Below are 24,079 nucleotides of genomic sequence, written 5' to 3' on the forward strand. Positions count from 1 at the left end.
GAAACCGACTGGTCGATCGAATTGCGCACCCGCGACCGCCAGCGCAAGCTCATCTCCAAGATCGATTCAGCCCTGCGGCGGATCGATGACGGCGAATATGGTTATTGCGAGGTTACCGGTGAACCCATCTCGCTCGGCCGGCTGGAAGCCCGCCCGATCGCGACGATGACCGTCGAGGCGCAGGAACGGCACGAACGGCAGGAAAAAGTCTCTCGCGACGATTAACCTTTTTTCCATTCCCCGCGAATAACTTGCCGGCCATTCAACGACAGTTATTCGCGGGTTTTGCATGGAAGATGAGCAGGGTATGTCCGAACGAGGGCCGGCGCGTTCTGCGCCGCGCGACAGCCTGTTCCTGTTGACCAGCATCAGCACCGCAGACGGCATCGACCTGGGCAAGGCGCGTATTCGCAACCTGTCCGCGACCGGCCTGATGGCCGATTGCGAGCGGGCCGTTGCGGCAGGAACCCGGATCGAACTGGAATTGCGCGGCGTCGGCAAGGTCAGCGGCAGTGTCGCCTGGTCGCGTGAAGACAAGATCGGCGTGGCCTTCGACGAGGCGATCGATCCGCAACTGGCGCGCAAGCCCGTGGCCGCTGCTGGATCGCAGCAGATGCCCGACTATCTGCGCGTGCATCAGCCGCCCCGCGCCCGACGCTGATCGGATTTTCAGGGATCGGATTTTCAGGGATCGGATTTTCAAGGCAATAAAAAGCCCCGCGAACTTAGGGTTCCGGGGTTTTCTGCCGGTCGGGCGCGAATTTGCCACCCGTACGGGACGGGTCGGATCGGCGGTCTGTGCCGCCGGATTCCGACCTCCTCCCGGATTGGCTACAGCGGCTTAATGCTGCGCCGCCATCTCCTCCTTAAGCCGCAATTTCTGCTTCTTGAGCGAGGCTACCAGGATCGCGTCGGGCATGGGCCGACTCGACTCTGCCTTGATTCGGGCTTCAAGGCCGGCGTGCTTGGCTGAAAGAGCGGAAACATGGCTATTTTCCATGACATTCTCCTTACGAGGGGTGATGGAAGACGAAGTAGATCATCATTTTTAGTGCTTGTCTTGAGGTGATTCGGGCTTTGCGACGGGTTGCACGAAATTTTGCGGTGGCCCGTCGGGCGCTCTGACGCTATCTATTTGCGTTCGGGTGGTAATCGGGGTGCGAGCGGGACGTGAGCCGGGAAGATATCATGCGGCGTCTGGAACTGCTGCGGGTCGAGCATCGCGATCTGGACAGCGCTATCGGAGCACTGATCGATGCGGGCGGTGGCGACCAGATGCAGATCGCCCGCCTCAAGAAGCGCAAACTGCGCCTTCGCGACGAAATCACGCTGCTGGAAGACCAGCTGGTGCCGGATATCATCGCCTGATGCGCCGGTCGCCTCATGTTCGATGCGGGGCGGCGATCGACCCCGAATGGGACAATGAGCAGCGGCAAATGGCGGTTAACGGGCCTGACAAATTTGCAATTTCATGTCAGTGACAAGCCATGCAGAACGCCGCCTTTCTTGATCCCAGCCTGCATCGACGCCTGGTCGATGGCCTCTATCTGGAGGCGATGCTGATGGCGGATGAGGCGCGATCCTATTTCGACGGCGGCGTTCAGAAGGACGACCAGATCGAGAATCCGTTGCGCCGCGTCGCCTTCGCCTGCGAATCGCTGAAGGTCACGACCCGGCTGATGCACGTCATCGCCTGGCTGCTCAGCCAGCGCGCCTGGCAGCGCGGCGAGATCGAGGAAGCGGAACTGGACGACGAAAAATATCGGCTCGGCCGCGCGACGCTGACCGATCTGGAGCAGGCCGCCGACTTCCCCTTTGCCGCCCGCGCCCTGATCGAGGGAAGCCAGGATCTCTACGATCGGGTGATGCGCCTTCAAGACCGGATGGACCAGCGGTCCATGCCGTCTCCAAGTCCCGCCCGCGCGCTGCTGGATCGGCTTAACACCGCATTCTGACGCCGCTTTGCGGCTTTGGACGCTTCTTGACTGGTCATGGCGGGCGACTTTGGTCTAGACCCTGCGCCATGACCCATGGTTTGCGGACCCGCCGCACTTCTGGCCGACGCCCGCATCCTGTACGGCTCTATATGGTGCCGTTGCTGTTGATCGCGCCGTGCGCGGCGCAGGCGCAGCAGGTGAACCCGCCCGAAGCTGTGCCACCTGACGCCGCGCCCGACGTCGACGCGCCGCTTGATGCCATGCCCGATATCGGCGTGGACTGGCCGGACATGGGCCAGCCCGACACTGTCGTTCCGCTGCCCAACACCCCTGCGGAACAGGACGCCACGGCGACGGCCGAACCGTCGGCCGAAACCACGCCCGCGCTGCCCGAACCAGTAGAGGAAGATGTCGCGACCTTCGCCGATGCCGGGGAAGAACGCCGCTATACCGTAGTGCTGACCGGCATCGAGACGATCGCCGACGCGCAATTCACCCAGCGGTTCGACGAATTGTCGGCGCTGCGCCTGGGGCAGGACAAGCCGGCGAACCTTGCGCAGATCAACCGACGCATCAAGGAAGACAGCGATCTGCTCGACCGATTGCTGCGCGCCAAGGGCTATTATGCCGCACGCGTCCGAGGCAGCGTCGCGCCGCCGCCCGCAGGCAGCGACCGACTGGCGGTCAGCTTCGCGATCACACCCGGCACCCGCTATCTCCTGTCCTCGGTCGATGTCACCGGCCTGGCGGAGACGGGCGAGCGCGAGCAGAAGCTGCGCGCCGCTTTCCCGCCCAAGGTGGACGACCCGGTCGATGCCGATGCGATCCTGGCCGGGCAGGACAGCCTGTCCATGGCGCTCGCCGAAAACGGCTTCCCCTTTGCGAAGGTGGACGAGCCGGAGGTCAGGATCGACCATGAGGAACGCAAGGGCGATCTCGACATCATCGTTACGCCCGGCGGCTTCCGTCGCTTCGGTGCAATCCGGACGGATGACGAGCAACTGTTCAGCGCCCATCATGTGCAGGAAATCGCCCGCTTCGATCCGGGCGACACCTATATGGCGTCGGACGTCGAGGATCTGCGCCGTGCCATCGTCGCCACCGGCCTCGTCTCCTCCGTCACCTTGACGCCCAAGGAAGCGGGCGATGGGGAGCATGTCGATCTGGATGTCGACATGCGGCCCGCGCCGCTGCGCACTATCGCCGGCGAACTGGGCTACGGCACGGGCGAAGGCTATCGCGCCGAAGTCAGCTGGCAGCACCGCAATTTCTTTCCGCCCGAAGGCGCGGTGACGCTGCGCGGCGTGATCGGTACGCAAGAGCAGACCGCATCCTTCACCTATCGCCGCAACAATTTCAAACGGCGCGACAATGTGCTGACCGGCCTGCTGTCGATCAGCAACATCAAGCGCGATGCCTATGACGCGCGCACGATCAACCTGTCGGGCGCGATCGAGCGGCAGAGCAACATCCTGTTCCAGAAGAAATGGGTCTGGCGATTCGGCGGCGAACTGATCGCGTCGGATGAAGCGGATGCCTTCTCCGGCGGGTCGCGCCGCACCTTCCTGATCGCGGCGGTTCCGGTCAGCCTGACCTATGACGGCAGCGACGACCTGCTCAATCCCAGCAAGGGCTTTCGCCTGGGCGCGCGGGTCAGCCCGGAACTGTCGTTCCAGAACAAGACCTTCGGCTATACGCGGGCGCAGGTGGACGGCAGCGTCTACCAGCCGATGACCGATCGGGTCGTGATCGCCGCGCGGGCGCGCTTCGGCACCATCTTCGGTTCGAGCGTCGACCAGATCGCGCCGTCCCGCCGCTTCTATGCCGGCGGCGGCGCATCGGTGCGCGGCTATGGCTATCAGGCGATCGGCCCGCGTTATGGCGAGGATGACGATCCGGTCGGCGGCAAGAGCTTGGCCGAATTCTCGCTCGAAGGCCGCGTGCGCTTCGGCAATTTCGGCGTCGTGCCTTTCATCGACGCGGGCAATATCTCGACCAGCTTCCTGCCGCGCTTCCGCGACCTGCGCATCGGCGCGGGCATGGGGGTGCGCTATTACAGTAATTTCGGCCCGATCCGCGTCGATGTTGGCACGCCGCTCAACCCGCAGCCGGGCGACCCCAAAGTCGCCGTCTATGTCTCGCTGGGGCAGGCCTTCTGATGGCCGAAGACATGCCCCCCGCTGCCGTCGTGCCACCGCCACCGCCGCCCGCCCGGCATCGCCGCGCCTGGGACGGGCGCTGGCAGCGCTGGATCGCGGGACTGCTGGGGGCGGCGCTGCTGATCGTCGTTGCCGCGCTGGTGTGGCTCGACACGTCGGGCGGCCATCGCTTCCTTGCCAGCCGGGTCGCCACGATCAAGTCCGCTTCGGGCCTGCGCATCCAGGTCGGTGGGATCGAAGGCAGCATCTATCGCAAGGCGGTGCTGCGCGACCTGACCCTGTCCGATCCCAATGGCCGCTTCCTGGACGCGCCGCGCGTCGAGCTGGACTGGTGGCCGTTCGCCTGGCTGTCCAACCGGCTGGACATCGACCGGCTCGTCATCCCTCAGGCGACCTTGCACAAGCTTCCCAAGCTCAACCCGACCCAGCGGCGCGGGCCGATCCTGCCCGGATTCGACATCCGGCTGATGCAATTTTCGGTGGGCCGGCTGACCATTGCGGAGGCGGTCAATGGCCGCGTCCAGACCGCGACCATGTCGGGCGATGCCGATATTCGCGGCGGTCGGGCGATCATCGACCTGTCGGCGCGGACCCTGGACGGCAGCGACGCGCTGACCATTGCGCTCGACAGCCGGCCTGATGACGACAGGTTCAAGCTGGACGTCACGGTCAACGCGCCAAAGACCGGCGTGCTGGCGGCGATGGCGGGCCTGAAGCAGGACGCGAACCTGCGGATCGGTGGCAAGGGGAGTTGGAGTCGCTGGGACGGGCGGCTTGGTGCCACGCTGGATGGCGCGCCGGCAATTGATTTCGTGCTCGCCGCGCGCAGCGGCGCCTATTCGGGGCGCGGCACGATCGAGGGGACGGCGATCGCCGGCAATGGCCTGCTGCGTCGCATGGCCGATCCGCGCCTTGCGGTGCGGGCCAGCGGCACGATGGTCGACCGGGTGATTGACGGCAAGCTGACGCTCCAGTCCGCCGCCTTCGATCTCGACGCAGACGGTGCGATCGACCTGCGCAATAATGCGCTCGACAACCTGCTCGTCACCCTGAAACTCGCCCGGCCGCAGGCGCTGGTCAAGACCATGCGCGGTCGAGACGTGATCGCGAAGGTTCGGCTCGATGGACCGTTCGATGCGCCCGGCTACGAATATCTGCTGACCGCGCGCGAATTGGCCTTCGACAAGACCGTGATCCGTGATGTGCGGGCCGAGGGCAAGGGACGATATGCAGGCAAGGATACCGCGCTGAATGCAGGCAAGGATACCGCGCTGATCCCGATCAAGCTGCGCGCGCGCCGGCTGGACGGGCAGGGCGACCTTGTCGAAGGCATCGTTCGCAATTTCCAGCTGGACGGCGTGCTGCAATTGAAGGGGCAGCAGATCGTCAGCAACCCGATGCAGCTGCGATCGGACAAGCTGCGCGGCAAGCTGGTCGCGATCGTCGACCTCAAGACCGGCCGCTATGATGCGGGACTCGACGGGCAGCTAAACAATCTGTTCATCCGCGGCTTCGGCGTGGTCGACCTGACCTCCAAGCTGCGCGCGGTGCCGCGTCGTGACGGCAGTTTTGGCCTGAGCGGTAACGCGTCGGCGCGCGTGCGACGGCTGGACAATGATTTCCTGCGCACGTTGGGCGGCGGCTTGCCGACGGCACGCAGCGGGCTGGAACTGTTGCCCGACGGGCAATTGGCGCTCAGCAATCTGCGGCTGGATTCGCCGTTGCTGACCCTGACAGGGCAGGGCATCCGTCACCGCGACGGCACGCTGCATCTGGAGGGGAGTGGCCGCCATGGCCGTTATGGTCTCGTCACGCTGACGCTGGACGGTCACATCGAAAAACCGACCATCGACCTGCTGCTGGCGCGGCCGATGGATGCGCTGGGCTTGCGCGACGTGCGGGCGAAGCTGATCCCCGATGCGCAGGGCTATAGCTATACCGCCAATGGCGGGTCGACACTCGGCCCCTTCACCGGGCGCGGCGCGATCCTGCTGCCGCCGGGCGCGCAGGCGGTCGTGCATGTCGCGAACCTCGCCGTATCCGGCGTGACCGCCAGCGGCGATATCCGCCCGATAAATGGCGGGCTGGACGGCCAACTGGGCGTGACCGGGCCGGTGACGGGCTATATCGGCTTCAAGCCGGTCAACGATGTGCAGCAGGTGCAGCTCAAGCTGACCGCCAACGACGCCAGTTTCGAAGGACCGACCGTCATCGCGGTGCGGCGCGGCACGCTGGACGGCACGATCCTGCTCGATCCCGACGGCACCACCGTCACCGCGACGACGCAGGCGCGCGGGTTGCGGGTCGGGGGCATATTGTTCGGCCGTTTCGCCGCCAATGCCGAACTGGTCGATGGCAAGGGCAAGATTCGCGGCAGCCTGTCGGGTCAGCGCGGGCGGCTGTTCGACCTTCAGGGCGAGGCGCAGGTGGAACCGGATCGCATCCGCCTGTCGGCCAGCGGCACGGTCGACAAGCGCGCCATCCGCCTCAATCGCGCGGCGGTGCTGACCCGGACCGAGGATGGCTGGCGCCTGTCGCCCGCCACGGTCAGCTTCGCTGGCGGATCGCTGCAACTGGCGGGTGAACTGGGAAGGGAAACCACCCATGTCGAGGCACGGATGGAGAAGCTGCCGCTCTCGCTGCTCGACATCGCCTATGACAATCTGGGCCTGGGCGGCATGGCGACCGGATCGCTCAGCTACGCCCAGCCGCGCGGCGGCCTGCCCAGCGGCAAGGCGGAATTGCGGATCCGTGGCCTGTCGCGATCGGGCCTGTCCTTGAGTTCCCGTCCGGTCGATGTCGGCCTCAACGCAGCGCTCACGCCCGATCGTCTGGCGACCCGCATGGTCTTTGTCGCGGATGGCAAGACGATCGGCCGGGCGCAGGCGCTGCTGACGCCACTCGGCCGCGAAGGCGGGCTGGTGCAACGACTGAACGCCGCGCCGCTCTTCGCCCAACTGCGCTATGGCGGCACCGCCGATACGCTCTGGCGCCTGACCGGTGTGGAGATCGTCGATATCGGCGGGCCGGTCAGCGTGACCGCCGACATGCGCGGGACGCTGGGCGATCCGCTTATCACCGGGCAACTGGCGACCGACAATGCCACGATAAACAGCCCCGTCACCGGCATGCGCCTGCGCGGCGTCAAGGCGCGCGGCCGCTTTTCCGGCGCGCAACTGGTCATCTCCAGCTTTGCCGCGACGGCGCAGAATGGCGGCAGCGTCAATGGCACCGGACGCTTCACCTTCAACGGGATCGCGGGCGTCGGCATGGACTTGGCGTTGCAGGCGGACAATGCCGCGCTGCTGGAGCGCGACGATATCGCCGCGACCGTGACCGGGCCGATCACCCTGCGTTCCGATGGCGCGGGCGGCACGATCGGCGGCGACCTGATCCTCAACAAGAGCCGCTTCACCATGGGGCGGGCCGCCGCCGTAGCGCAGATTCCCGAACTGCGCGTGATAGAGATCAATCGGCGCGGCGAGGAGATGGACCAACCGCGTGCCTCCGTCCCCTGGGCGCTGGCGGTGAAGGCGCGGGCGCGCAACCGCCTGACCGTCACGGGCCTCGGCCTCGACAGTGAATGGCGCGCGGACCTCAATATCGGCGGGACCGTCACCAGCCCGGCGATCGCGGGCCGAGCGCAGCTGGTGCGCGGCGGATACGAGTTTGCCGGCCGTCGCTTCGAATTGCGTGAAGGCAATATCCAGTTCGACGGCAAGACGCCGGTCAACCCGACGCTCGATATCAGTGCGGAGGCGGATGTCAGCGACCTCAGCGCCACCATCCATGTCGGCGGCACCGGCCTTAAACCGGACATCACCTTCACCAGTACGCCGGCCATGCCGCAGGACGAACTGCTCTCGCGCATCCTGTTCGGCACCTCGATCACCAACTTGTCCGCGCCTGAAGCGCTGCAACTCGCCTCTGCCGTCGGATCGCTCCAGGGCGATGGCGGGCTGGATCCGATCAACGCGGTGCGCAAGGCGGCGGGGCTCGACCGGCTGCGTATCATCGCCGCGGATCCGACCCAGGGGCAGGGTACGTCGATCGCGGCGGGCAAATATCTGACGCGCAAGACCTTTGTCGAACTGATCACCGACGGACAGGGCTATAGCGCCACCCGCGTGGAATATCAGGTCACGCGCTGGCTCTCGCTGCTGGGCGCCATTTCCACCCTTGGGCGCCAGAGCGCCAACGTCCGCATATCCAGGGATTATTGACCGTGACCAAGAGCCGCATCGATGCCGGCACCGCGATCAGCGTGATGGACCTGTTTACCATCGGCATCGGCCCGTCCAGTTCGCATACCGTAGGGCCGATGCGCGCAGCGCTGATGTTCATGGACACGCTGCCGGCCACCCCGTCGAGGGTGCAGTGCGAATTGTTCGGATCGCTGGCGCTGACCGGCAAGGGCCACGCCACCGATGTCGCGATATTGCTCGGCCTGTCGGGCCATCGCCCCGAAAGCGTCGATCCCGATGCGATCTCCTCCATTCTCGCCGCGATCCGCAGCGACGGCCGCATCCAGGCAGGCAGCGCGATCGACCATTGGGTGCCTTTCGCGGAGGACAGCGACCTCCTGTTCCGCATGGGCGAGTTCCTCGAAGCGCACAGCAACGGCATGCGCTTTTCCGCCTGGTTCGAGGACCGCGAAGAACCGCTGGTGCGCGATTATTATTCGATCGGCGGCGGGGCGGTGCTGCCCGGCGTCGTGCCGGTCAGCGATGACACGCCGCTCGGCCATAATGTCGTCCAGCCCTATCCATTCTCGTCGGGCGCGGAGATGCTGGCGCAGGGGGAGACGAGCGGCCTGTCGATCGCCACGCTGGTGCTGCGCAACGAAGGTGCCTGGCGCGCGCAGGAGGAGACGGACGCCTTCCTCGACAGCGTCATCGACGCCATGTCCGCGTCGATCGACCGGGGCTTGATGCAGGAAGGGCTGCTGCCTGGCGGCCTCAAGGTGCGCCGCCGGGCCCGCGCCATCCACCAGCGTCTGCGGCTGCAACAGGATGCGCTGGGACCGGCGCAGATTTTCGAATGGGTCAGCCTGTTCGCGCTGGCGGTGAACGAGGAAAATGCCGCCGGCGGCCGGGTCGTCACCGCGCCGACTAATGGCGCGGCAGGCGTGATTCCGGCGGTGCTCCATTATTATCGCCGCTTCGTGCCGGGCGCCGATCGGGAAGGGGAGCGCCGCTTCCTGCTCACCGCCGCCGCGATCGGCTTCCTCTACAAGAAGCGCGCCTCCATCTCCGCCGCAGAAATGGGCTGCCAGGGGGAGGTGGGGGTCGCCTGCTCTATGGCGGCAGCGGGGCTTGCCGCAGTGCTGGGTGGAACCAACCAGCAGGTAGAGAACGCCGCCGAGATCGGCATGGAGCATAATCTTGGCCTCACCTGCGACCCGATCGGCGGCCTTGTGCAGATCCCCTGTATCGAGCGTAACACCATGGGCGCAGTGAAGGCGATCAATGCCGCCTATCTCGCGCTTCAGGGCGACGGGCGGCATATCGTAAGCCTCGACGCGGTGATCGAAACCATGCGCCAGACCGGCGAGGACATGGCCAGCCGGTACAAGGAAACCTCGCTCGGCGGCCTCGCCGTCAATGTGGTGGAGTGCTGAGTCCATTTCTTTCGGCTCGTCGCCCCATCCGCACATCGGCGCGACGAATTGAGGTGATTTCGTGGCATTAATGCCACATAATCAATCGTTTATCTCACGTTCATGAAACCAATGGAGCCTCTCCGGCTTGAGCGTCTCACCCCCTGACGGGGAGAGAATGACGAACGGAGTATCAGTTATGCGCAAGTTGATGGTCGCAACCTTTCTGGCCGGCGCTACCGTCGCCACCCCCGCTCTGGCGCAGGATGTCGGCCCGACCTTCACCGGTCCCCGTGTCGAGGGCATCCTCGGCTATGACCATACCGGCGCGGGCAGCAGCGTCGATAATGACAATGACAGCGACGACCAGTCGATCGACGGCCTGCTCTATGGCGTCGGCGCGGGCTATGACGTCAATCTGGGCAGCGCCGTCGTGGGCGTCGAGGGCGAGTGGACCAATTCGACCTCCAAGAGCAATCGTCGCGACTTCACCGACAATTTCGGTTTCGGCCGTGTCAAGCAGGGCCGCGACCTCTATGTCGGCGCGCGCGCTGGTATTCTCGCCAACCCCGAAACCCTGGTATATGTGAAGGGCGGCTATACCAACACCAAGCTGAACGTGCTGGCGGGCGATACCGACGAGACGACCGACACCGCGTTCAAGCTGGATGGCTGGCGCATCGGCGCGGGCGTGGAACGGGCGATCAACGCCAACACCTTCGCCAAGGTCGAATATCGCTACTCCAAATATGAGGACGCCCATATCGACTTTGCTGATGGGTCGACCAGCAGCGAATTCGGCATCGACACCGACCGCCATCAGATCGTCGGCAGCGTGGGCTGGCGTTTCTAATCCTTAAATGATCTGATTAAGGGGCCGGTCTTCGGATCGGCCCCTTTTTCGCAGCCTCCGTCCAAGCCCCCTATCTGCCTGCTTGCGGGGATGTTATTTACATCCATGTGAGTAACGCGATTCCCCATCTTTTCCCCATCGGCATCGAGCCGGACGACATCGACTTCATGGGTCATGTCAATAATGCCAGCTATCTGAAATGGGTGCAGAATGCGGTGCTGGACCATTGGCGCGCGCTGGCCCCCGCCGATGCCGTCACCCAGCATCTCTGGGTCGCGCTCAAGCATGAGATCACCTATCGCAAGCCCACTTTTCTGGACGATGAGGTGATCGCCACCGTCCTGCTGGAAAAGGTGCAGGGCGCGCGCGCCTTCTACGAAACGGTGATCCGCCGGGGCGAGGAAGTGCTTGCCGAGGTCAAGTCGAGCTGGTGCTGCGTCGACGCCAGCACGCTGCGTCCCGCGCGGCTGGCGCGCGAGGTGATTGAACGGTTCTTCGCATCGGATGACGTCGAAGCCGGCCGGCAGGTCGGCTGATCGTCGGGACGGGTTTTCCCGTCATCCCAGTTTTGCTGGAACGACGGGCCTCGATCATGCCCCCGCAAAAGCCGGTTCACCCGATCCGGGCGGCCTGCTCTCCGGTAGTTGGCGGCGCAACATGGCCTTCCGGCTCGCCCTTCATGCTCGCCGCGACCTTTTCCGCCGCTGCCATGACGCGCAGCACATTCTCGCCCGCCAGCTTGGCGATGTCGGCATCGCTCCAGCCGCGACGCATCAGTTCGGCGAGCAGGGCGGGATAGGTTTCGACCCCACTCAACCCCTGGGGCAGGGCGCCGACGCCGTCGAAATCGCTGCCGATGCCGACATGGTCGATGCCGGCGACCTTGACGATATGTTCGACATGATCGGCGACCTGGCCGATCGTCGTCACCGGTTCGGGATTGGCCTTTTCCCAGTCCGCCAGCGCCTTCGCCGCGCCCGCCGGGTCGCCGATATGCAGGCCGCCGAAGGGTGGGGCGTTGTTGCGGGTGATTTCCGCGCTTCGGTCCGATCCCCAGACGCGGCGGGCTTCGGACACATATTGGGCGGCGAGATTGACCATGACCACGCCGCCATTGGCCGCGACCTGCTTGAGCACGGCGTCCGACACGTTGCGCGACGTGTTGCACAGCGCGCGGGCGTTGGAGTGGGAGAAGATGACCGGCGCCTTGGTCACGCGCAGCGCGTCGAGCATCGTCGCCTCGCTGACATGGCTGAGGTCGACCAGCATGCCGATGCGGTTGAGTTCATGCACGACCGCTTCGCCGAACGGCGTAAGGCCGTCATGCTGCGGATTGTCCGTTGCGCTGTCGGCCCATGCGATGGTGCGGCTGTGGGTCAGCGTCAGATAGGAAGCGCCGAGTTCCCGGTAGGCGCGCAGCACGGCCATGCTGCCGTCGATCTGGCCGCCGCCCTCGACACCGATCAGCGATCCGATTCGGCCCGCCTTGTGGGCGGCGCGCATCTCGGCGGCGGTGCGGGCAAGCTGGAAATGCTGCGGATAGCGCGCGGCGAGGCTGTGGACCATGCCGATCTGGTCGAGCGTGTCCTTGACCTGCTGCACCTGCGGCAGGTCCGCCGACACCCAGACCGACCAGAATTGCCCGCCCACGCCGCCGGCATGGAGGCGGGTGATGTCGGTATGATATTGCTTGGGGTCCAGATGGGTGAGATCCATCGTCCAGCGGGCGTCTTTCGCCTTTTCTGCGAGCGCCTCGGGCCAGTCATTATGGCCATCGATCAGCGGCGTTGCCTTCAGAACCTTCGCGATTCGGGCGGCATAGGGGCCAGTGGCGGGGGCGTCGCCGGCATAAGCGGAAGGGGCGGCGAAAAGAAGCGGCAGCAGCGCCAAGCATATGTTTTTCATGGGCGATGAAGCTAGAGCGATTTCAAGTCAGATGGAACATCTGACGGCTTGGAAATCGCGGTAAACAAAAACAAATGCGTAACGATCCGTGTCAATCTTCCTTGGACGGTGGAAGCACGTAAGCGCCATGGCCGTCGGGCGGGATCAGAGCGGCATCGCGGACGGTGAGTTGCAGCGTCTCGAACCCCGGTTCGGGAACATCCTTCGTCTTCTCGGCGGTGAGCAGGACGATGCCGTCCTTCTCGCTCCAGCGGCCTTCGGCGAACAGGTCGAGCGCACCGTAAGAAAGATACCATTGGAAGCGGCCATCGGGGCGGAGCAGCAGTTCCGATCCTGTCTCCATGACGCCTTGCAGATAATAATGGCCGCTATGATCGGTTCGCGCATTGGACAGAGCGAGGGCGGGGACGGCGACACCGGCGGCGAGCAGGGCAATAAGCAGATAACGCATGGGACCACCCTAATGCCCGCAGACTTGTCGTCAAAAGCGATTGCGGGGGCTGGCCCTTCTGTATGGGTCTGCTAATCCTGATGGTGCATGATGATCGACCCGCTGATCCTGCTTCAGGCTTATTCCATTGGCGTCTTCCCCATGTCGGACGATCGCGACGCGCGCGAAGTCTATTGGGTCGAACCGAAATATCGCGCCGTTCTGCCGCTGGACGGCTTTCATCTGTCCCATTCGCTAGCCAAGCTGATCCGGCGCGAGCGTTTCCATGTCACCGCCAATCGTGCGTTCGGCGAGATATTGGCCCTGTGCGCGGAGTCGGTGCCGGATCGCCCGTCGACCTGGATCAACCATGAGATCGAGCGCGCCTATCGCGACCTGCATGCGCGCGGTTTCGCGCATTCTGTCGAGGTGTGGGAGGACGATGAACTGGTCGGCGGCCTTTATGGCGTGGCACTGGGCAAGGCGTTTTTCGGCGAATCGATGGTGTCGCGCCGCACCGACGCGTCAAAGGTGGCGCTGGCCTGGCTGGTGGCGCGGATGCGCTTCGGCGGATTCACCCTGCTCGACTGCCAGTTCATGACCGATCATCTGCGCAGCATGGGCGCGATCGAGATCAGCCAGCGCGACTATCTTCAGTTGCTGGGAGCGGCGGTGGGTGACGTGGCGCTGGGCGCGGGGGCGGCGCCGCTGTCGGCCGGTTCGGGCGTCGCGGCCGAGCTGGCATTCGCGCCGCTTGCGGCTGTGGCGCCGGACACCGGCTCGCCCTTGCCGCCCAGCTTCACCGTGTCGGGACCGGTTTCGGGCCATTCCATCGCGCAGCTTCTGACCCACACGTCATAGACCGGGTGCTGCACCACATTGCGATCGGGCCGTTCGCGGAACAGCCAGCCGGAGAAGGCGCGGCGCCATTTATTGTCGGCGGTCGACCGTACGTCGAGTTGCACAAAGGCGCCGGTTTCCTGGACATTTTCCCAGGGCGCACTGGTTTCGCAGGCCTGGAGACGCACGATCGCATCGCCGACGCGCAGCGCTTCGCCCGGCTTCATGGTCAGGTCGCGGGTCAGGCCGTTGCGCTTGTTGAGCAAGCCGATGACGGCGGTACGCTCGGCCATGGGCGTGCCCTGAATGGCGCCGCTGGACGCCGTCTGGATCGGGCTGCCCTCGACCTTTACCGGGCCGGACTGATTCGCGGCCGGCAGGTCATTCTTGCCACATGCTGCCAGCGCCAGCGCGCAGGACAGGACAGGAAGCACATGCAGGATCGGCGGGAAACTCCCCGCCGGACGCCGGGTCATGCCGCGTCGGGGCTCCAGGCCTCGTAATCGCCGGTCGCCTTCTGGCGCTGGCCGCCCTTTTCGAGCGCGCCCGACGGACGATAGGCGTTGATGGTGCCGGTCGCGTTGGGGGTGGATTCCTTTTCCCAGATGCGCGGCGGCGGCAGGAAGCTTTCGGGCGCGCCCTCGATCGAGTGATGCAGCCAGCCATGCCATTCGGCCGGCACGCGGCTCGCGTCATTGGCGCCGTTGTAGATAACCCAGCGGCGCGTCAGGCCATTGGGGTCGGTGCCGCCTTCATAATAGACATTGCCCTGATGGTCTTCGCCCACCTTGGTGCCCTTGCGGGTCGTGAAGAGCCAGGTGCCAAAGGTGGCGCCATTCCACCAGGTGAAGATGTTAGCCAGGATTCCCATGGGCCAAGCGCTTAGCCGCTGCGGCGGGCCTGGGCAAGGAGGATATGGTCTCAGTTGGCGGGCGATGGACAGAAATTCAGGTCGGTCGCGATCTTTTCCTGGGAGACGGCGCAGCCGCCCCAGGCGAGCCGGTCGCCTTCCGCGATTCCCAGTTCCGCCGCACGTCCGCCGCGCAGTTCCAGCACGGCCGCCACCGGTATGCCGGCCGACACGGGAACGCGCGAATAGGGCTGCGCATTGGCCTGGAGGAAGGCGATGGTTCCGTCGGTATGGACGAACAGCATGTCGAGCGGGATCAGCGTGTCCTTCATCCAGAAACTCGCCGTGCGCGGAGGGTTCATGGGGAACAGCATTCCGCCGTCTGCCGCCAGTTCCTTGCGGAACATGAGGCCCTTTTCCTGTTCCTGCGGCGTGCGGGCGACCTCCACATCGAAGCGGTGCGTGCCTTTGGCGCTGCGGATGACGATCGGGAGCGTCGCAGGAGCGGCCCGCGCGGGGGCATCCTTGTCGGCGGCCGATGGTGAGCTGGAACAGGCGGCGATCAGGCCGAAGACGAGAAGGGCGGCAAGGCGGTTCATGCGGCGTGTCTAAAGTGATTCGATCGCCAAAGGGAGAGGATAAGCGCGCTTAAATGCCAATCGCTTCCGCCCAGGCTTTCGTCGCCGGGCAATTGTCCATGGCCCGCTTATAGGAGTCCCTTCCGGTCGTACGAGCGACATAGTCTTGCTCGACCTCGCCCAACAGGTAGCAATCCGTCCGCTGCGCGAACTCCAATGCGTAGGTCACTGAGATATCCGCGGCCGTGAAACGCTTCCCGGCCATATAAGGTGCGCGTGCGAGCTGCCGCGTCACCAACCTTAGCCGGCTCTCGAACACTTCCATCGCCTTGCGCGCGCCCCAATTGTCCCGTTCTGCCTCCGGTGCCAGATTGCGGCTGACGACCACGAAATAGATCGATGCGGCAAGTCCCGCCTCGCCCAGATGCAGGAACTGCTGATAGGCAGGGAAGCTGGCATCCTGCGGAGGCGGGGCAAGCGGCGTTGGCCCATGGCGGGCGATCAGATATTCCATGATCGCGATCGATTCCACCATGGTCGCGTCTCCGTCGCGGATCGCGGGGATATAGCCGGCGGGATTGATTGCCAGATAGTCGGGATCATGCTCGATCCCGGCCAGCAGGTCCACCGGCCGCAATCGATAGGGGATGCCCATTTCCTCCAGCAGCCAGACGACCCGAAAGCCCCGCCCTTCGCCAAAAACGGTGATCATCGCCCGCGACTCCCTTTCTCTAAGTCATCAGATTACGGGTTTGCCCTCGGCCTTCACCACCGCGCCGCCCTTCATCACGAAGCCGACCGTTTCCAGCAGGCGTATGTCCTTGAGGGGGTCGCCGTCGACCGCAATCAGATCGGCATAGCGGCCGGCCTGCACCGTGCCGACATCCTGGCTGCCCAGCAGGTCTGCGGCACTGCCGGTTGCGGCCTTGATCGCGTCCATCGGTGTCATGCCCGCGCCCACCATCAGCGCGAATTCCTGCGCATTCTCGCCATGGCGCGACAGGCCGAAGGTGTCGGTACCGAAGGCGATCTTTACGCCCGCGGCATAGGCGTCGCGCAGATTCTTCTGGAGCAGCGGCCCGATCACCAGCGCCTTTTCGGCGGTGGAAGGGTTGAGTTGCTCGGGATGTTCCTTCGCCCGCTGGTAGACGCGCTCGCCCACCAGCATGGTCGGCACCAGATAGGCGCCATATTGCTTGAAGATCTTGTAGCTGCCCGCATCGGCATAGGAACCATGCTCGATCGAATCGACGCCCAGCGCGATCGTATGGTCGATCGCCTGCTTGCCATGTGCATGGGCCGCCACCTTCATGCCCAGCGCATGGGCGGTTTCGATCACTGCCTTGATTTCTTCGTCGGTCATCAGCTGGTGGGTGGGATCGTCGCCAATCGACATGACTCCGCCCGACGGCATGATCTTGATGAGGTCCGCGCCTTCGCGCTTCAGCCGCCGCACCGCGACCCGCGCCGCTTCGGGACTGTCGATGATGTTGTCGGCGATATGGGGAATGTCGGCGAACTCGGTGCGAAGGCCATTCACCGCATCGCCATGGCCGCCGGTCGGCCCCAGCGGCGTCCCTGCAACCCAGAGGCGTGGCCCCGGTATCACCTTGCCGTCGATCGACTTCTTCAGCGCGACGATGACCCCGGTATTGGCGCCGCAATCGCGCACGGCGGTGAAGCCCGCCAGCAGCGTGTCGCGCACGAAACCTGTCGCCTCTATCGCATCCTCATAGTCGGTACGGGTCACGCTGTTGCGGATCGGGTCGCCCATATGCCAGCCCGCAGTGATATGATCATGCGTGTCGATCAGGCCGGGCATGACGGTCCTGGTCGACAGATCGACGATTTCCGCGCCCTGCGGCGTCACGAAGCCGGGCTGGATCGCGGTGATGCGATCGTCGCGGATCAGGATCGACACCTTGTCGCGCGGGGCTGCGCCTGTTCCGTCGATCAGTCGTCCGGCGTGGACGACCGCATCCTTCGCGTTGGCGGTACCCGCCAGAGCGATCGCCGCCACGCCCAATGCCAACGCTGCGCGTTTCATCATCCTCATGCCAACCCCCTTATCCTCAGCAGGAGGACAAGGTTGCGCGGCAAGAACGATCCGTCAACGTCCCGTCGGCATCAGGTGAATAAAGATTGCTCCGCCCGGATCGCCGCGACCAGCCAATCCAGTTCGGCGCTGCTGTTGAACAAGGCAGGGGTTATGCGCAGTACCGGCCCCGATGCGAGCCCCGCTTTCGCGACCACCAGCAGCCGATATTTGTCGAGAAACAGCTTCGCCGCCTCGCCTGCCTTAAGCAGCGCATAATTGGCGATCAGCGCATAGAGAGCCTCGTTCCCGCCGCCGGCCATCACTCCACCTCGTTCGAGCGGAGACTCGTCTGACCCCTGCCTTCCAGTGCCAGCCCCATTGTCGCTCCGATCGTCACTCCGCCGCTCAGAAAGGACCGTCTCGACACCATGATCAACTCCGAGAATTGCGATATAACATACCATTGACGAGCGGCGCGCGGAAATCCGCCATGACCTCGATCACGGACATGCCCCTTCAGGCTGTGTAAAATGCCCTGATTCCGTGTATATACTGGTGGCAGGCTTAACACGGTTTCCGGCGAGGGGGACAAGCTGTGATCCGCACCGAGGAAATCTACGATGCCGCTACGGATGATGCGGCATTCGATCAACTGGCGTCTCGACTGGCGGAGTCGGTCGGCGCGCGCTCTGCGGTGCTGCATTGGGGGCAAGGTGCGGCTCAGGTCGCCGAAATCAGCTATTCGGGTTATTTTTCGGCCGAGCAGATGGCGATTTACGGGCAGGAATTCGTTCATGACGACCTGTGGGGGGCCGCTCTGGACGGGCGCTCGGCCAATCGCATATGGGATTTCGACGCGGTCGTGCCGGTCGCCACTTATGAAAAAAGCCGGATCTACAATGAGTGGATCAGGCCGATGGGCGACGATACCTTCCATTGCCTGGGCGGCGTGATCCAGCGGGGCGATACGGTCGGCCATATCGGCCTGCACCGGGGGCGCACCCAAAAATTGTTCGACGATCAGGAACGCGCCGTCGTCCAGAATATCGTCGACCATGTCGGCCGCATGTTCGATATCCGCCATCGGCTCGACCGCGCCAATCATCAGGGCCGTACTTTGCAGGCGACGCTCGATCTGGTCGAACATGCCATCTTCACCCTGAGCGCGAGCGGCCGGCTCGTTAGCTGCAACGCGGCGGGAGAGGCTATGCTCCGCCGTCAGGATGCGCTGCTGCTGCGCCAGCACCAGATTGTCGCCCGCGATCCCCAGAGCGACAGCGCCATGCAGGCCGCGCTGCGCGTCGCCACCGCGCGGGAAGCGACCCAGGCCGGCGCTGTCTTCCTCGCCCGCGAACGCGGCCTGCCCTATATGCTCACTGTCGCGGCGATCTGGACCGGTGAGGAGCGGCAGGTCGTCCTCATCGCCACGGATCCTGGCGCGCAGGACGCCAGTCTGGCGGGCCGCGTCCGCGCGCTTTATGGCCTCAGCCGGGCCGAAGCCGACATCGTCGTCGCCCTGTGCGAGGGCAAGGGGCTGGAGGATGTGTCGCAGGAGCGCGGCGTGGCGCTCAGCACCGTGCGAACGCAAATGAAGAATATCTTCTGGAAGACCGATTGCAGCCGCCAGTCCGAACTGGTGTCGCGTCTCGCCAGACTCCCTCGCCTTGGGCCGATCAATCGATAATCAGGGCGACCCCGGCTTGGGCGCGGTATCCGGCGGCCCGATCTTCACCGTCTCGAACCGCTCCTTGCGCCGGATACCGGCCAGCCCGCTGTCGCCGGGTGTGACGGCGGGAGGCACCATCACCGTCGGCACGCGCTGGCGCATGCACTGGCTCTGGATCGCGCGCGGCGTCTGGGCGCAATTCCACAGCGCCCGCTGCAAGCCGCTCCCGGCATTGTGGATATAGGCGAAGCTCATCGACTCGATCTCGCCATCGCCCAGCGGCAGTTTGCTCGGCGCGCTACCCGCCCGCCACGCCATGATCCGGCATTCAGAGCGCCCGGCGCAGAAGGTTTGCGCCATCGCCGGCCAGCTGTCCGGCGTCCCGGTGCGCGGCAGTTCGACCATGAAGCTCTTTCCGTCTGGTCCCAGTACCGTCAGCCGCACGCCGCCGACAGTCTTGCCGAGCGAGCCCGCATCGATCGCTTGCTGTGGCTGCGCCGCGAGCGCGACCGCGCCAAGTCCTGCCACCAGCACCGGGGCGCCCTCCGCGGAGGGCGCATTGTCTTCCAGATGTGCGGTCGACAGGCGCGCAATCTTCGGGACCAGCGGCTCGCCACCCTCGGCCCGCTTGCGGAAGGCGGGCGGCGTTCCCCACCAGCCACGCCAGCGGAAGAAGAGATGCGTACCCACCGCCGAGATCTTGTCCAGGCTGCCGCTCCAATAGGGCACGACCCAGTCTGTATGATAATGGGTGGCATGGCCGACCGGCTTGTAGACCTTGCCTGCCAGCGCGCCGCGCGCAATGTCGCGCGCCCTTTCCCATGCAGCCTGTCCCGGCGTGCGTGCGAGCGCCCCATCGCAGGTGAAGGTGAACTGGCAGCCTGTGGCCCGTTCCTGTCCCTGGAACACCACGCCGCATATGCTTTTGGGGAAGGCGGGGTGACGTACGCGGTTGAGCACGACCTGCGCCACCGCTTTCTCGCCCACGGCATCGTCGCCCGCTTCATAGAGTTCCGCCGCAGCCAGACAGTCGGTCGCTCGCGCCAAATCCGTTTCCGACCCGGCAAAGACATAGGGGCGGGCGGCCGGATTGGGATCGCGGGAAAAGGGGATGGAATCGTTGAAATTGCGCGCCTGATCGCGGTCCAGCGTATAATTCTCCACCGGCTCGACGGCCGGCGGCGGCGTCCGTGGGCGCCGCAGCCGCGCCGCCGTGACTGCGTCGAACCGTGTAGAGGCGCCTGGCGGACGCGGCCGACTTTCCCAGCCGGCCACGGCAATAGGCAGACCGACGAACAGCAATGACCAGACCAGCCACATGATGGCATGTGGCCGGGTATGGGGGGATGCGTCGGTCATGCCCGGTCCGATGCGGATTTATTCGGGCAGGAAGTCCGGCACCGACAAATAGCGTTCGCCGGTATCATAGTTGAAACCCAGAACACGGCTGCCCGCCGGGAGTTCCTTGAGCTTCTGCGCGATCGCGGCCAGCGTCGCGCCCGACGAGATGCCGACCAGCATGCCTTCTTCCGTCGCGGCGCGTCGAGCATAGGCCTTGGCGTCGGCCGGATCGACCTGGATCACGCCGTCGAGCAATTGGGTGTGGAGGTTCGCCGGGATGAAGCCCGCTCCGATACCCTGGATCGGGTGCGGGCCGGGCTGGCCGCCGCTGATCACCGGGGACAGGGTCGGCTCGACCGCATAGACCTTGAGCGCGGGCCACTGCTTCTTCAGCACTTCGGCGGTGCCGGTGATATGGCCGCCGGTGCCGACGCCCGTCACCAGTACATCGATCGGCGTATCGCCGAAGTCGGCCAGGATTTCCTGCGCGGTGGTGCGGACATGCACGTCTATATTGGCCGGGTTCTCGAACTGCTGCGGCATCCAACTGTCGGGCGTCTGCGACACCAGTTCCAGCGCACGTTCGATCGCGCCCTTCATCCCCTTTTCGCGCGGGGTAAGGTCGAAGCTCGCGCCATAGGCCAGCATCAGGCGGCGGCGCTCGATCGACATGCTTTCGGGCATGACCAGCACCAGCTTATAGCCCTTGACCGCCGCGACCATGGCGAGGCCGACGCCAGTATTGCCCGATGTCGGTTCGATGATGGTGCCGCCGGGCTTGAGTTCGCCCGACGCCTCCGCCGCCTCGATCATGGCCAGCGCAATGCGGTCCTTGATCGATCCGCCGGGGTTGGAGCGTTCCGACTTGATCCAGACCTCGGTGCCTTCCGGCGCGTCGCCGAACAGCCGGTTGATGCGGATATGCGGCGTATTGCCGATGGTTTCGAGAATCGTGGCAGCTTTCATAGGGCCTTCTCCAATTTGCTGTCCGCTCGCCCGCTTTCGGGTGGATCGAAGCTACGTGCTAGGCGCAATTCGGGAAAGAGTCGCGCCCAAATAAGGGTTATGATGATCGCGCCCACGCCGCCGCCGATGACCGCCGCGACCGGGCCGACCAGCGCGGCAAGGAAGCCGGATTCCGCTTCGCCCAGTTCGTTGGAGGCGGAAATGGTAAGCTGCGACAGGCTCGACACCCGGCCGCGCATCGCGTCTGGTGTGTGGATCTGCACCAGCGACTGGCGCACGAACACCGACACCATGTCCGCGCTGCCCAGCACGACGAGCGCGGCGACGCCGGCCTCCACCGCAATGTCGCGCGGCAGGAAGGCGGTGCAGCCGAAAGCGATGGTGGCCAGGCCGAACAGGATGACGGCGACCAGCATCTTGAGGCCGACCTCCGTCTTCATCGGGCGGAAGGAGAACCAGAGCGCCGTGACAGCCGCGCCGACGCCGGGCGCGGCGGCCAGATGGCCAAGCCCCGCCGATCCCACATGCAATATGTCGCGGGCATAGACGGGCAGCAGCGCGGTCGCGCCGGCCAGCAACACCGCGAACAGGTCCAGCGTGATCGTCGCCAGCACCAGCCGGTTGCCTTTCACATAGGTAAAGCCGTCGATCATCTGGCGCACCGGATGGCGGCTGGTGTCGCGCGGCGGCTGGGGTACCTTGCCGATCATCAGCATCCCGACCAGCGCCACGGCGTAGAGCGATGCCGCCAGCGCATAGGCGCCCCAAGGGGTCGCTGCATAGGCATAGCCGCCCAGCGCCGGCCCCGCGATCATGCCCGTCTGCCAGGCGACGCTGGAAATGGCGATGGCTTCGGGCAGCACTGCGGGTGGCACCAGATTGGGTGCCAGCGCACCATAGGCGGGGCCGTTGAAGGCACGGGTGATGCCGACGATAACGGCGATGCCGAAGATCAGCGGCAGGCTGACCCAGCCTTCATAGGTGGCGAAGGCCAGCAGGCCCGACGCCATGGTCAGCAGCGCCAGCGTGATCCGCGTGATGATGCGCCGGTCATAATGGTCCGCGACCCAACCGGTGATCGGCGTCAGGAAGAAGAGCGGCAGGAACTGCGCCAGCCCGATGAGGCCCAATTGCGCCGACGCGCCCGCCGTCGTCATCGTTTCGCGCGCGATATTGTAGGCCTGCCACGCCAGCACGATCATCATGCTGTACTGCGCCAGCACGGCGCAGAGCCGCCCGACCAGATAGGCGCGGAAATTACCGAAATGCAGGGGGTGACGGGGCGGGAGTGGGGCTGTCATGGGGAGGGCTTTAGCCGCGCGCGGGGGGGGCAGGCAACTGCTACGCTGATGGCTGAACTACAAGATTTGCTTTACCGCATATGAAGGGAAAGAGGCGGGGCGGGGAGGCGGGCAGGTTCCGGTGGCGGATGCGTCGAAACGGCCCGATAGCGTGCAAGATCCGCTATTTGTGAATATTCAAGATCGATGGATGCCGCAGCGTTTGGCCCATTTTCCAACGACATTGACCGCGACATTGGGCGGCAGATTGTAGAAGCTCATCGTGCGATAGCTCCATCCGTATGGCACGCAGTTTTTCAATGCGGCTGTATGAAGATAGAATTGAAATTCACGAGGCGCCTCGTGAATGGATTTGAAGAAGGAGAGATCAATATATTCATCAGGACGAAACTGAGCCAGTTTCTCCTGCCTCACCACTTCGGCAAAATAGCCGACGGAAAATATGGATGCGACCATCGTAAGCGCGATGAAGATCGGTATTTTGTACGAGAGGGCCGAAAGAGTTCGCGGCGGCAGGAAAAATGTAGTCGTAGCGACGACCGCACTTGTAAAGACGAGCATCCGCCAATGGGGAATGCCAAGACGGTCTGACCAGAAAGTCATCAGGGATATCGGTCTAAAAACGTCACCGAAGGCGAGAATCGCCACTATGCAATATGCGGCCACACGCATTGCAACAGTTTTCACAATGTGAGCTTCCTTGAAGCTTGGTTAGGCAGGCAGTTGCCTCCTCGATGTTCAGGATCGTATCAATGATGCGTCCGCTCGCCCCTTCCGTCATGATGACGAAAGTCGATAATCGAGAGCGTGCGTCGCCCACTCTCGATTGCGGCCTGTGCCGGGAGGAAGAAGGCGGACAAGTCTCGCTTGCCCGTCGTGCCGCGCGGTGGCCGTTATTTCCGCAGCAGGACGCCGCTTACCGATCCGTTGCGGACCGAGCAGACGAAGGGGATGTCGCCGTCCGCCGCAGCAATCATTCCTTCGACTTCCCAGCCGGTGGACATGGTGCTGGCATGGGCGGGGCCGAGCAGTTTTGCCGACGATCCGGCCTGATAGAGCGCCTTGGCTGAGCAGGCGTCGCGCGCCGCCGCCGCCGTGGCGATCGATCCATAGCCGGGCGTGGCGTAGGGTGTCTGGCGGGCATCGCGCTGCGCCTGACGACTGGCGGCGATGTCGCTGACGATCGCGGCACCGATCACGCTGCTCGGACGGACGATCACCTGTGCATGAATGGGCGTGGCCGCCAGCATCATCGCGCCGACTGTCCAGATACTGGTCGCTTTCATGTCGCTCATCTCCCTGTTTCCCTTGGATGATAGCCTATTTGAACAGGCTGCCCAATATCCCGCGCACCAATTGTCCTGCGATGCCGCCCGACGACGACTTGCGGCTCGACCCGCCGAATACCGCGCGACCCAGTTCATTGGCCACCTGCCGCCCGACCGAGGATGCGGCGGAGCGTGTCGCGGACTGCACCGCCTTGTCGAAACCGCTGGGCTTGGCTGCCTCGCGTGCAGCCGCAGCATCGCGCCGCGCCTGTTCCTTGAGGTCGGCTTCACGTTGCCTGGCTTCTACCTTGGCCTGCGTGGCGGCCGCCTTGTCGGCTTCGGCCTGCG

At 64.7% G+C, this 24,079-nt stretch carries 24 protein-coding genes and 2 pseudogenes; 11 read left to right on the plus strand and 15 right to left on the minus strand.

Annotated features, from left to right (window positions below; translation table 11 throughout):
* Nucleotides 1-225, plus strand: a 225-nt coding sequence (locus tag VMR39_RS27555) for a TraR/DksA C4-type zinc finger protein (RefSeq protein WP_325421254.1), incomplete at its 5' end; no start/stop codon positions are given.
* A 64-nt stretch (nucleotides 226-289) separates the two neighbouring features.
* Nucleotides 290-661, plus strand: a complete 372-nt coding sequence (locus VMR39_RS27560) for a PilZ domain-containing protein (RefSeq protein WP_325421256.1) — start codon at nucleotides 290-292, stop codon at nucleotides 659-661.
* Nucleotides 662-841: 180 nt separating this feature from the next.
* On the opposite strand, the gene VMR39_RS27565 is transcribed toward VMR39_RS27560, so the two are convergent.
* Nucleotides 842-1,000, minus strand: coding sequence for a YdcH family protein (locus VMR39_RS27565; protein ID WP_083952561.1), 159 nt, complete (start codon nucleotides 998-1,000; stop codon nucleotides 842-844).
* A gap of 188 nt (nucleotides 1,001-1,188) precedes the next feature.
* On the opposite strand from VMR39_RS27565, the gene VMR39_RS27570 reads away from it, so the two are divergent.
* From VMR39_RS27570 to VMR39_RS27600, 7 genes are all read left to right on the plus strand, one after another.
* Nucleotides 1,189-1,368 carry a YdcH family protein gene (locus VMR39_RS27570; RefSeq protein ID WP_325421260.1) on the plus strand — a complete coding sequence of 60 codons (180 nt, stop codon included), beginning with the start codon at nucleotides 1,189-1,191 and terminating at the stop codon, nucleotides 1,366-1,368.
* Between the two features lie 119 nt (nucleotides 1,369-1,487).
* A complete protein-coding gene (locus tag VMR39_RS27575) occupies nucleotides 1,488-1,955 on the plus strand; it encodes a DUF1465 family protein (RefSeq protein ID WP_325421262.1) in 468 nt (155 codons plus the stop codon).
* Between the two features lie 68 nt (nucleotides 1,956-2,023).
* Nucleotides 2,024-4,096 carry an autotransporter assembly complex protein TamA gene (locus VMR39_RS27580; RefSeq protein ID WP_325421264.1) on the plus strand — a complete coding sequence of 691 codons (2,073 nt, stop codon included), beginning with the start codon at nucleotides 2,024-2,026 and terminating at the stop codon, nucleotides 4,094-4,096.
* Nucleotides 4,096-8,319: a translocation/assembly module TamB domain-containing protein gene (locus VMR39_RS27585; RefSeq protein WP_325421266.1), complete on the plus strand. Its 4,224-nt coding sequence runs from the start codon at nucleotides 4,096-4,098 to the stop codon at nucleotides 8,317-8,319. The genes VMR39_RS27580 and VMR39_RS27585 overlap by 1 nt, the downstream gene beginning before the upstream one ends.
* Nucleotides 8,320-8,321: 2 nt before the next feature.
* Nucleotides 8,322-9,716, plus strand: coding sequence for an L-serine ammonia-lyase (locus VMR39_RS27590; protein ID WP_325421268.1), 1,395 nt, complete (start codon nucleotides 8,322-8,324; stop codon nucleotides 9,714-9,716).
* A 178-nt stretch (nucleotides 9,717-9,894) separates the two neighbouring features.
* The gene (locus VMR39_RS27595) at nucleotides 9,895-10,548 is read left to right on the plus strand and encodes an outer membrane protein (RefSeq protein WP_325421270.1); all 654 of its coding nucleotides are present in this window, start codon (nucleotides 9,895-9,897) and stop codon (nucleotides 10,546-10,548) included.
* Nucleotides 10,549-10,655: 107 nt separating this feature from the next.
* On the plus strand, nucleotides 10,656-11,084 hold the full coding sequence (locus tag VMR39_RS27600) for a thioesterase family protein (RefSeq protein WP_325421272.1): 429 nt from the start codon (nucleotides 10,656-10,658) through the stop codon (nucleotides 11,082-11,084).
* Between the two features lie 76 nt (nucleotides 11,085-11,160).
* On the opposite strand, the gene VMR39_RS27605 is transcribed toward VMR39_RS27600, so the two are convergent.
* Entirely contained in the window at nucleotides 11,161-12,453 is a 1,293-nt protein-coding gene (locus VMR39_RS27605; RefSeq protein WP_325421274.1) for a dipeptidase, read from the minus strand.
* Nucleotides 12,454-12,544: 91 nt separating this feature from the next.
* Nucleotides 12,545-12,904: a hypothetical protein gene (locus VMR39_RS27610; protein ID WP_325421275.1), complete on the minus strand. Its 360-nt coding sequence runs from the start codon at nucleotides 12,902-12,904 to the stop codon at nucleotides 12,545-12,547.
* 87 nt (nucleotides 12,905-12,991) lie between these two features.
* On the opposite strand from VMR39_RS27610, the gene aat reads away from it, so the two are divergent.
* Nucleotides 12,992-13,744 (plus strand): leucyl/phenylalanyl-tRNA--protein transferase, encoded by a 753-nt coding sequence (gene aat, locus VMR39_RS27615; RefSeq protein WP_325421277.1) that lies wholly within the window; start codon nucleotides 12,992-12,994, stop codon nucleotides 13,742-13,744.
* 35 nt (nucleotides 13,745-13,779) lie between these two features.
* Here the strand turns inward: aat and VMR39_RS27620 are convergent.
* The 6 genes and pseudogenes from VMR39_RS27620 to VMR39_RS27645 all read right to left on the minus strand — a co-directional run.
* Nucleotides 13,780-14,199 (minus strand): annotated as a pseudogene (locus VMR39_RS27620) (DUF2155 domain-containing protein); the annotation flags it as partial.
* On the minus strand, nucleotides 14,196-14,594 hold the full coding sequence (locus VMR39_RS27625) for an NADH:ubiquinone oxidoreductase subunit NDUFA12 (protein WP_325421279.1): 399 nt from the start codon (nucleotides 14,592-14,594) through the stop codon (nucleotides 14,196-14,198). The gene VMR39_RS27625 and the pseudogene VMR39_RS27620, both read right to left, overlap by 4 nt.
* 50 nt (nucleotides 14,595-14,644) lie before the next feature.
* Complete coding sequence (locus VMR39_RS27630; protein WP_325421281.1) at nucleotides 14,645-15,172, minus strand: DUF192 domain-containing protein; 528 nt, start codon at nucleotides 15,170-15,172, stop codon at nucleotides 14,645-14,647.
* 49 nt (nucleotides 15,173-15,221) lie between these two features.
* Nucleotides 15,222-15,863 (minus strand): glutathione S-transferase family protein, encoded by a 642-nt coding sequence (locus tag VMR39_RS27635; RefSeq protein ID WP_325421283.1) that lies wholly within the window; start codon nucleotides 15,861-15,863, stop codon nucleotides 15,222-15,224.
* A 27-nt stretch (nucleotides 15,864-15,890) separates the two neighbouring features.
* Complete coding sequence (locus VMR39_RS27640) at nucleotides 15,891-17,207, minus strand: metal-dependent hydrolase family protein (protein ID WP_414712604.1); 1,317 nt, start codon at nucleotides 17,205-17,207, stop codon at nucleotides 15,891-15,893.
* Between the two features lie 71 nt (nucleotides 17,208-17,278).
* A complete protein-coding gene (locus tag VMR39_RS27645) occupies nucleotides 17,279-17,509 on the minus strand; it encodes a hypothetical protein (RefSeq protein WP_414712605.1) in 231 nt (76 codons plus the stop codon).
* 275 nt (nucleotides 17,510-17,784) lie between these two features.
* Here VMR39_RS27645 and VMR39_RS27650 point away from each other — a divergent pair, with 275 nt between their 5' ends.
* Entirely contained in the window at nucleotides 17,785-18,873 is a 1,089-nt protein-coding gene (locus VMR39_RS27650; protein ID WP_325421285.1) for a LuxR family transcriptional regulator, read from the plus strand.
* On the opposite strand, the gene VMR39_RS27655 is transcribed toward VMR39_RS27650, so the two are convergent.
* The 6 genes and pseudogenes from VMR39_RS27655 to VMR39_RS27680 all read right to left on the minus strand — a co-directional run.
* The gene (locus VMR39_RS27655) at nucleotides 18,874-20,214 is read right to left on the minus strand and encodes a cell wall hydrolase (RefSeq protein WP_325421287.1); all 1,341 of its coding nucleotides are present in this window, start codon (nucleotides 20,212-20,214) and stop codon (nucleotides 18,874-18,876) included.
* Nucleotides 20,215-20,232: 18 nt separating this feature from the next.
* Entirely contained in the window at nucleotides 20,233-21,162 is a 930-nt protein-coding gene (gene cysK / locus VMR39_RS27660) for a cysteine synthase A (RefSeq protein WP_325421289.1), read from the minus strand.
* Nucleotides 21,159-22,463, minus strand: coding sequence for an MFS transporter (locus VMR39_RS27665; RefSeq protein WP_325421291.1), 1,305 nt, complete (start codon nucleotides 22,461-22,463; stop codon nucleotides 21,159-21,161). Before VMR39_RS27665 ends, cysK begins: the two co-directional genes overlap by 4 nt.
* Nucleotides 22,464-22,640: 177 nt before the next feature.
* Nucleotides 22,641-23,150 (minus strand): hypothetical protein, encoded by a 510-nt coding sequence (locus VMR39_RS27670; protein ID WP_325421293.1) that lies wholly within the window; start codon nucleotides 23,148-23,150, stop codon nucleotides 22,641-22,643.
* Between the two features lie 206 nt (nucleotides 23,151-23,356).
* On the minus strand, nucleotides 23,357-23,758 hold the full coding sequence (locus VMR39_RS27675) for a hypothetical protein (RefSeq protein ID WP_325421295.1): 402 nt from the start codon (nucleotides 23,756-23,758) through the stop codon (nucleotides 23,357-23,359).
* A gap of 25 nt (nucleotides 23,759-23,783) precedes the next feature.
* Nucleotides 23,784-24,079 (minus strand): annotated as a pseudogene (locus VMR39_RS27680) (ATP-binding protein); the annotation flags it as partial.

The sequence above is a fragment of the Sphingobium sp. genome (genome assembly GCF_035511395.1).
GTDB lineage: Bacteria > Pseudomonadota > Alphaproteobacteria > Sphingomonadales > Sphingomonadaceae > Sphingobium.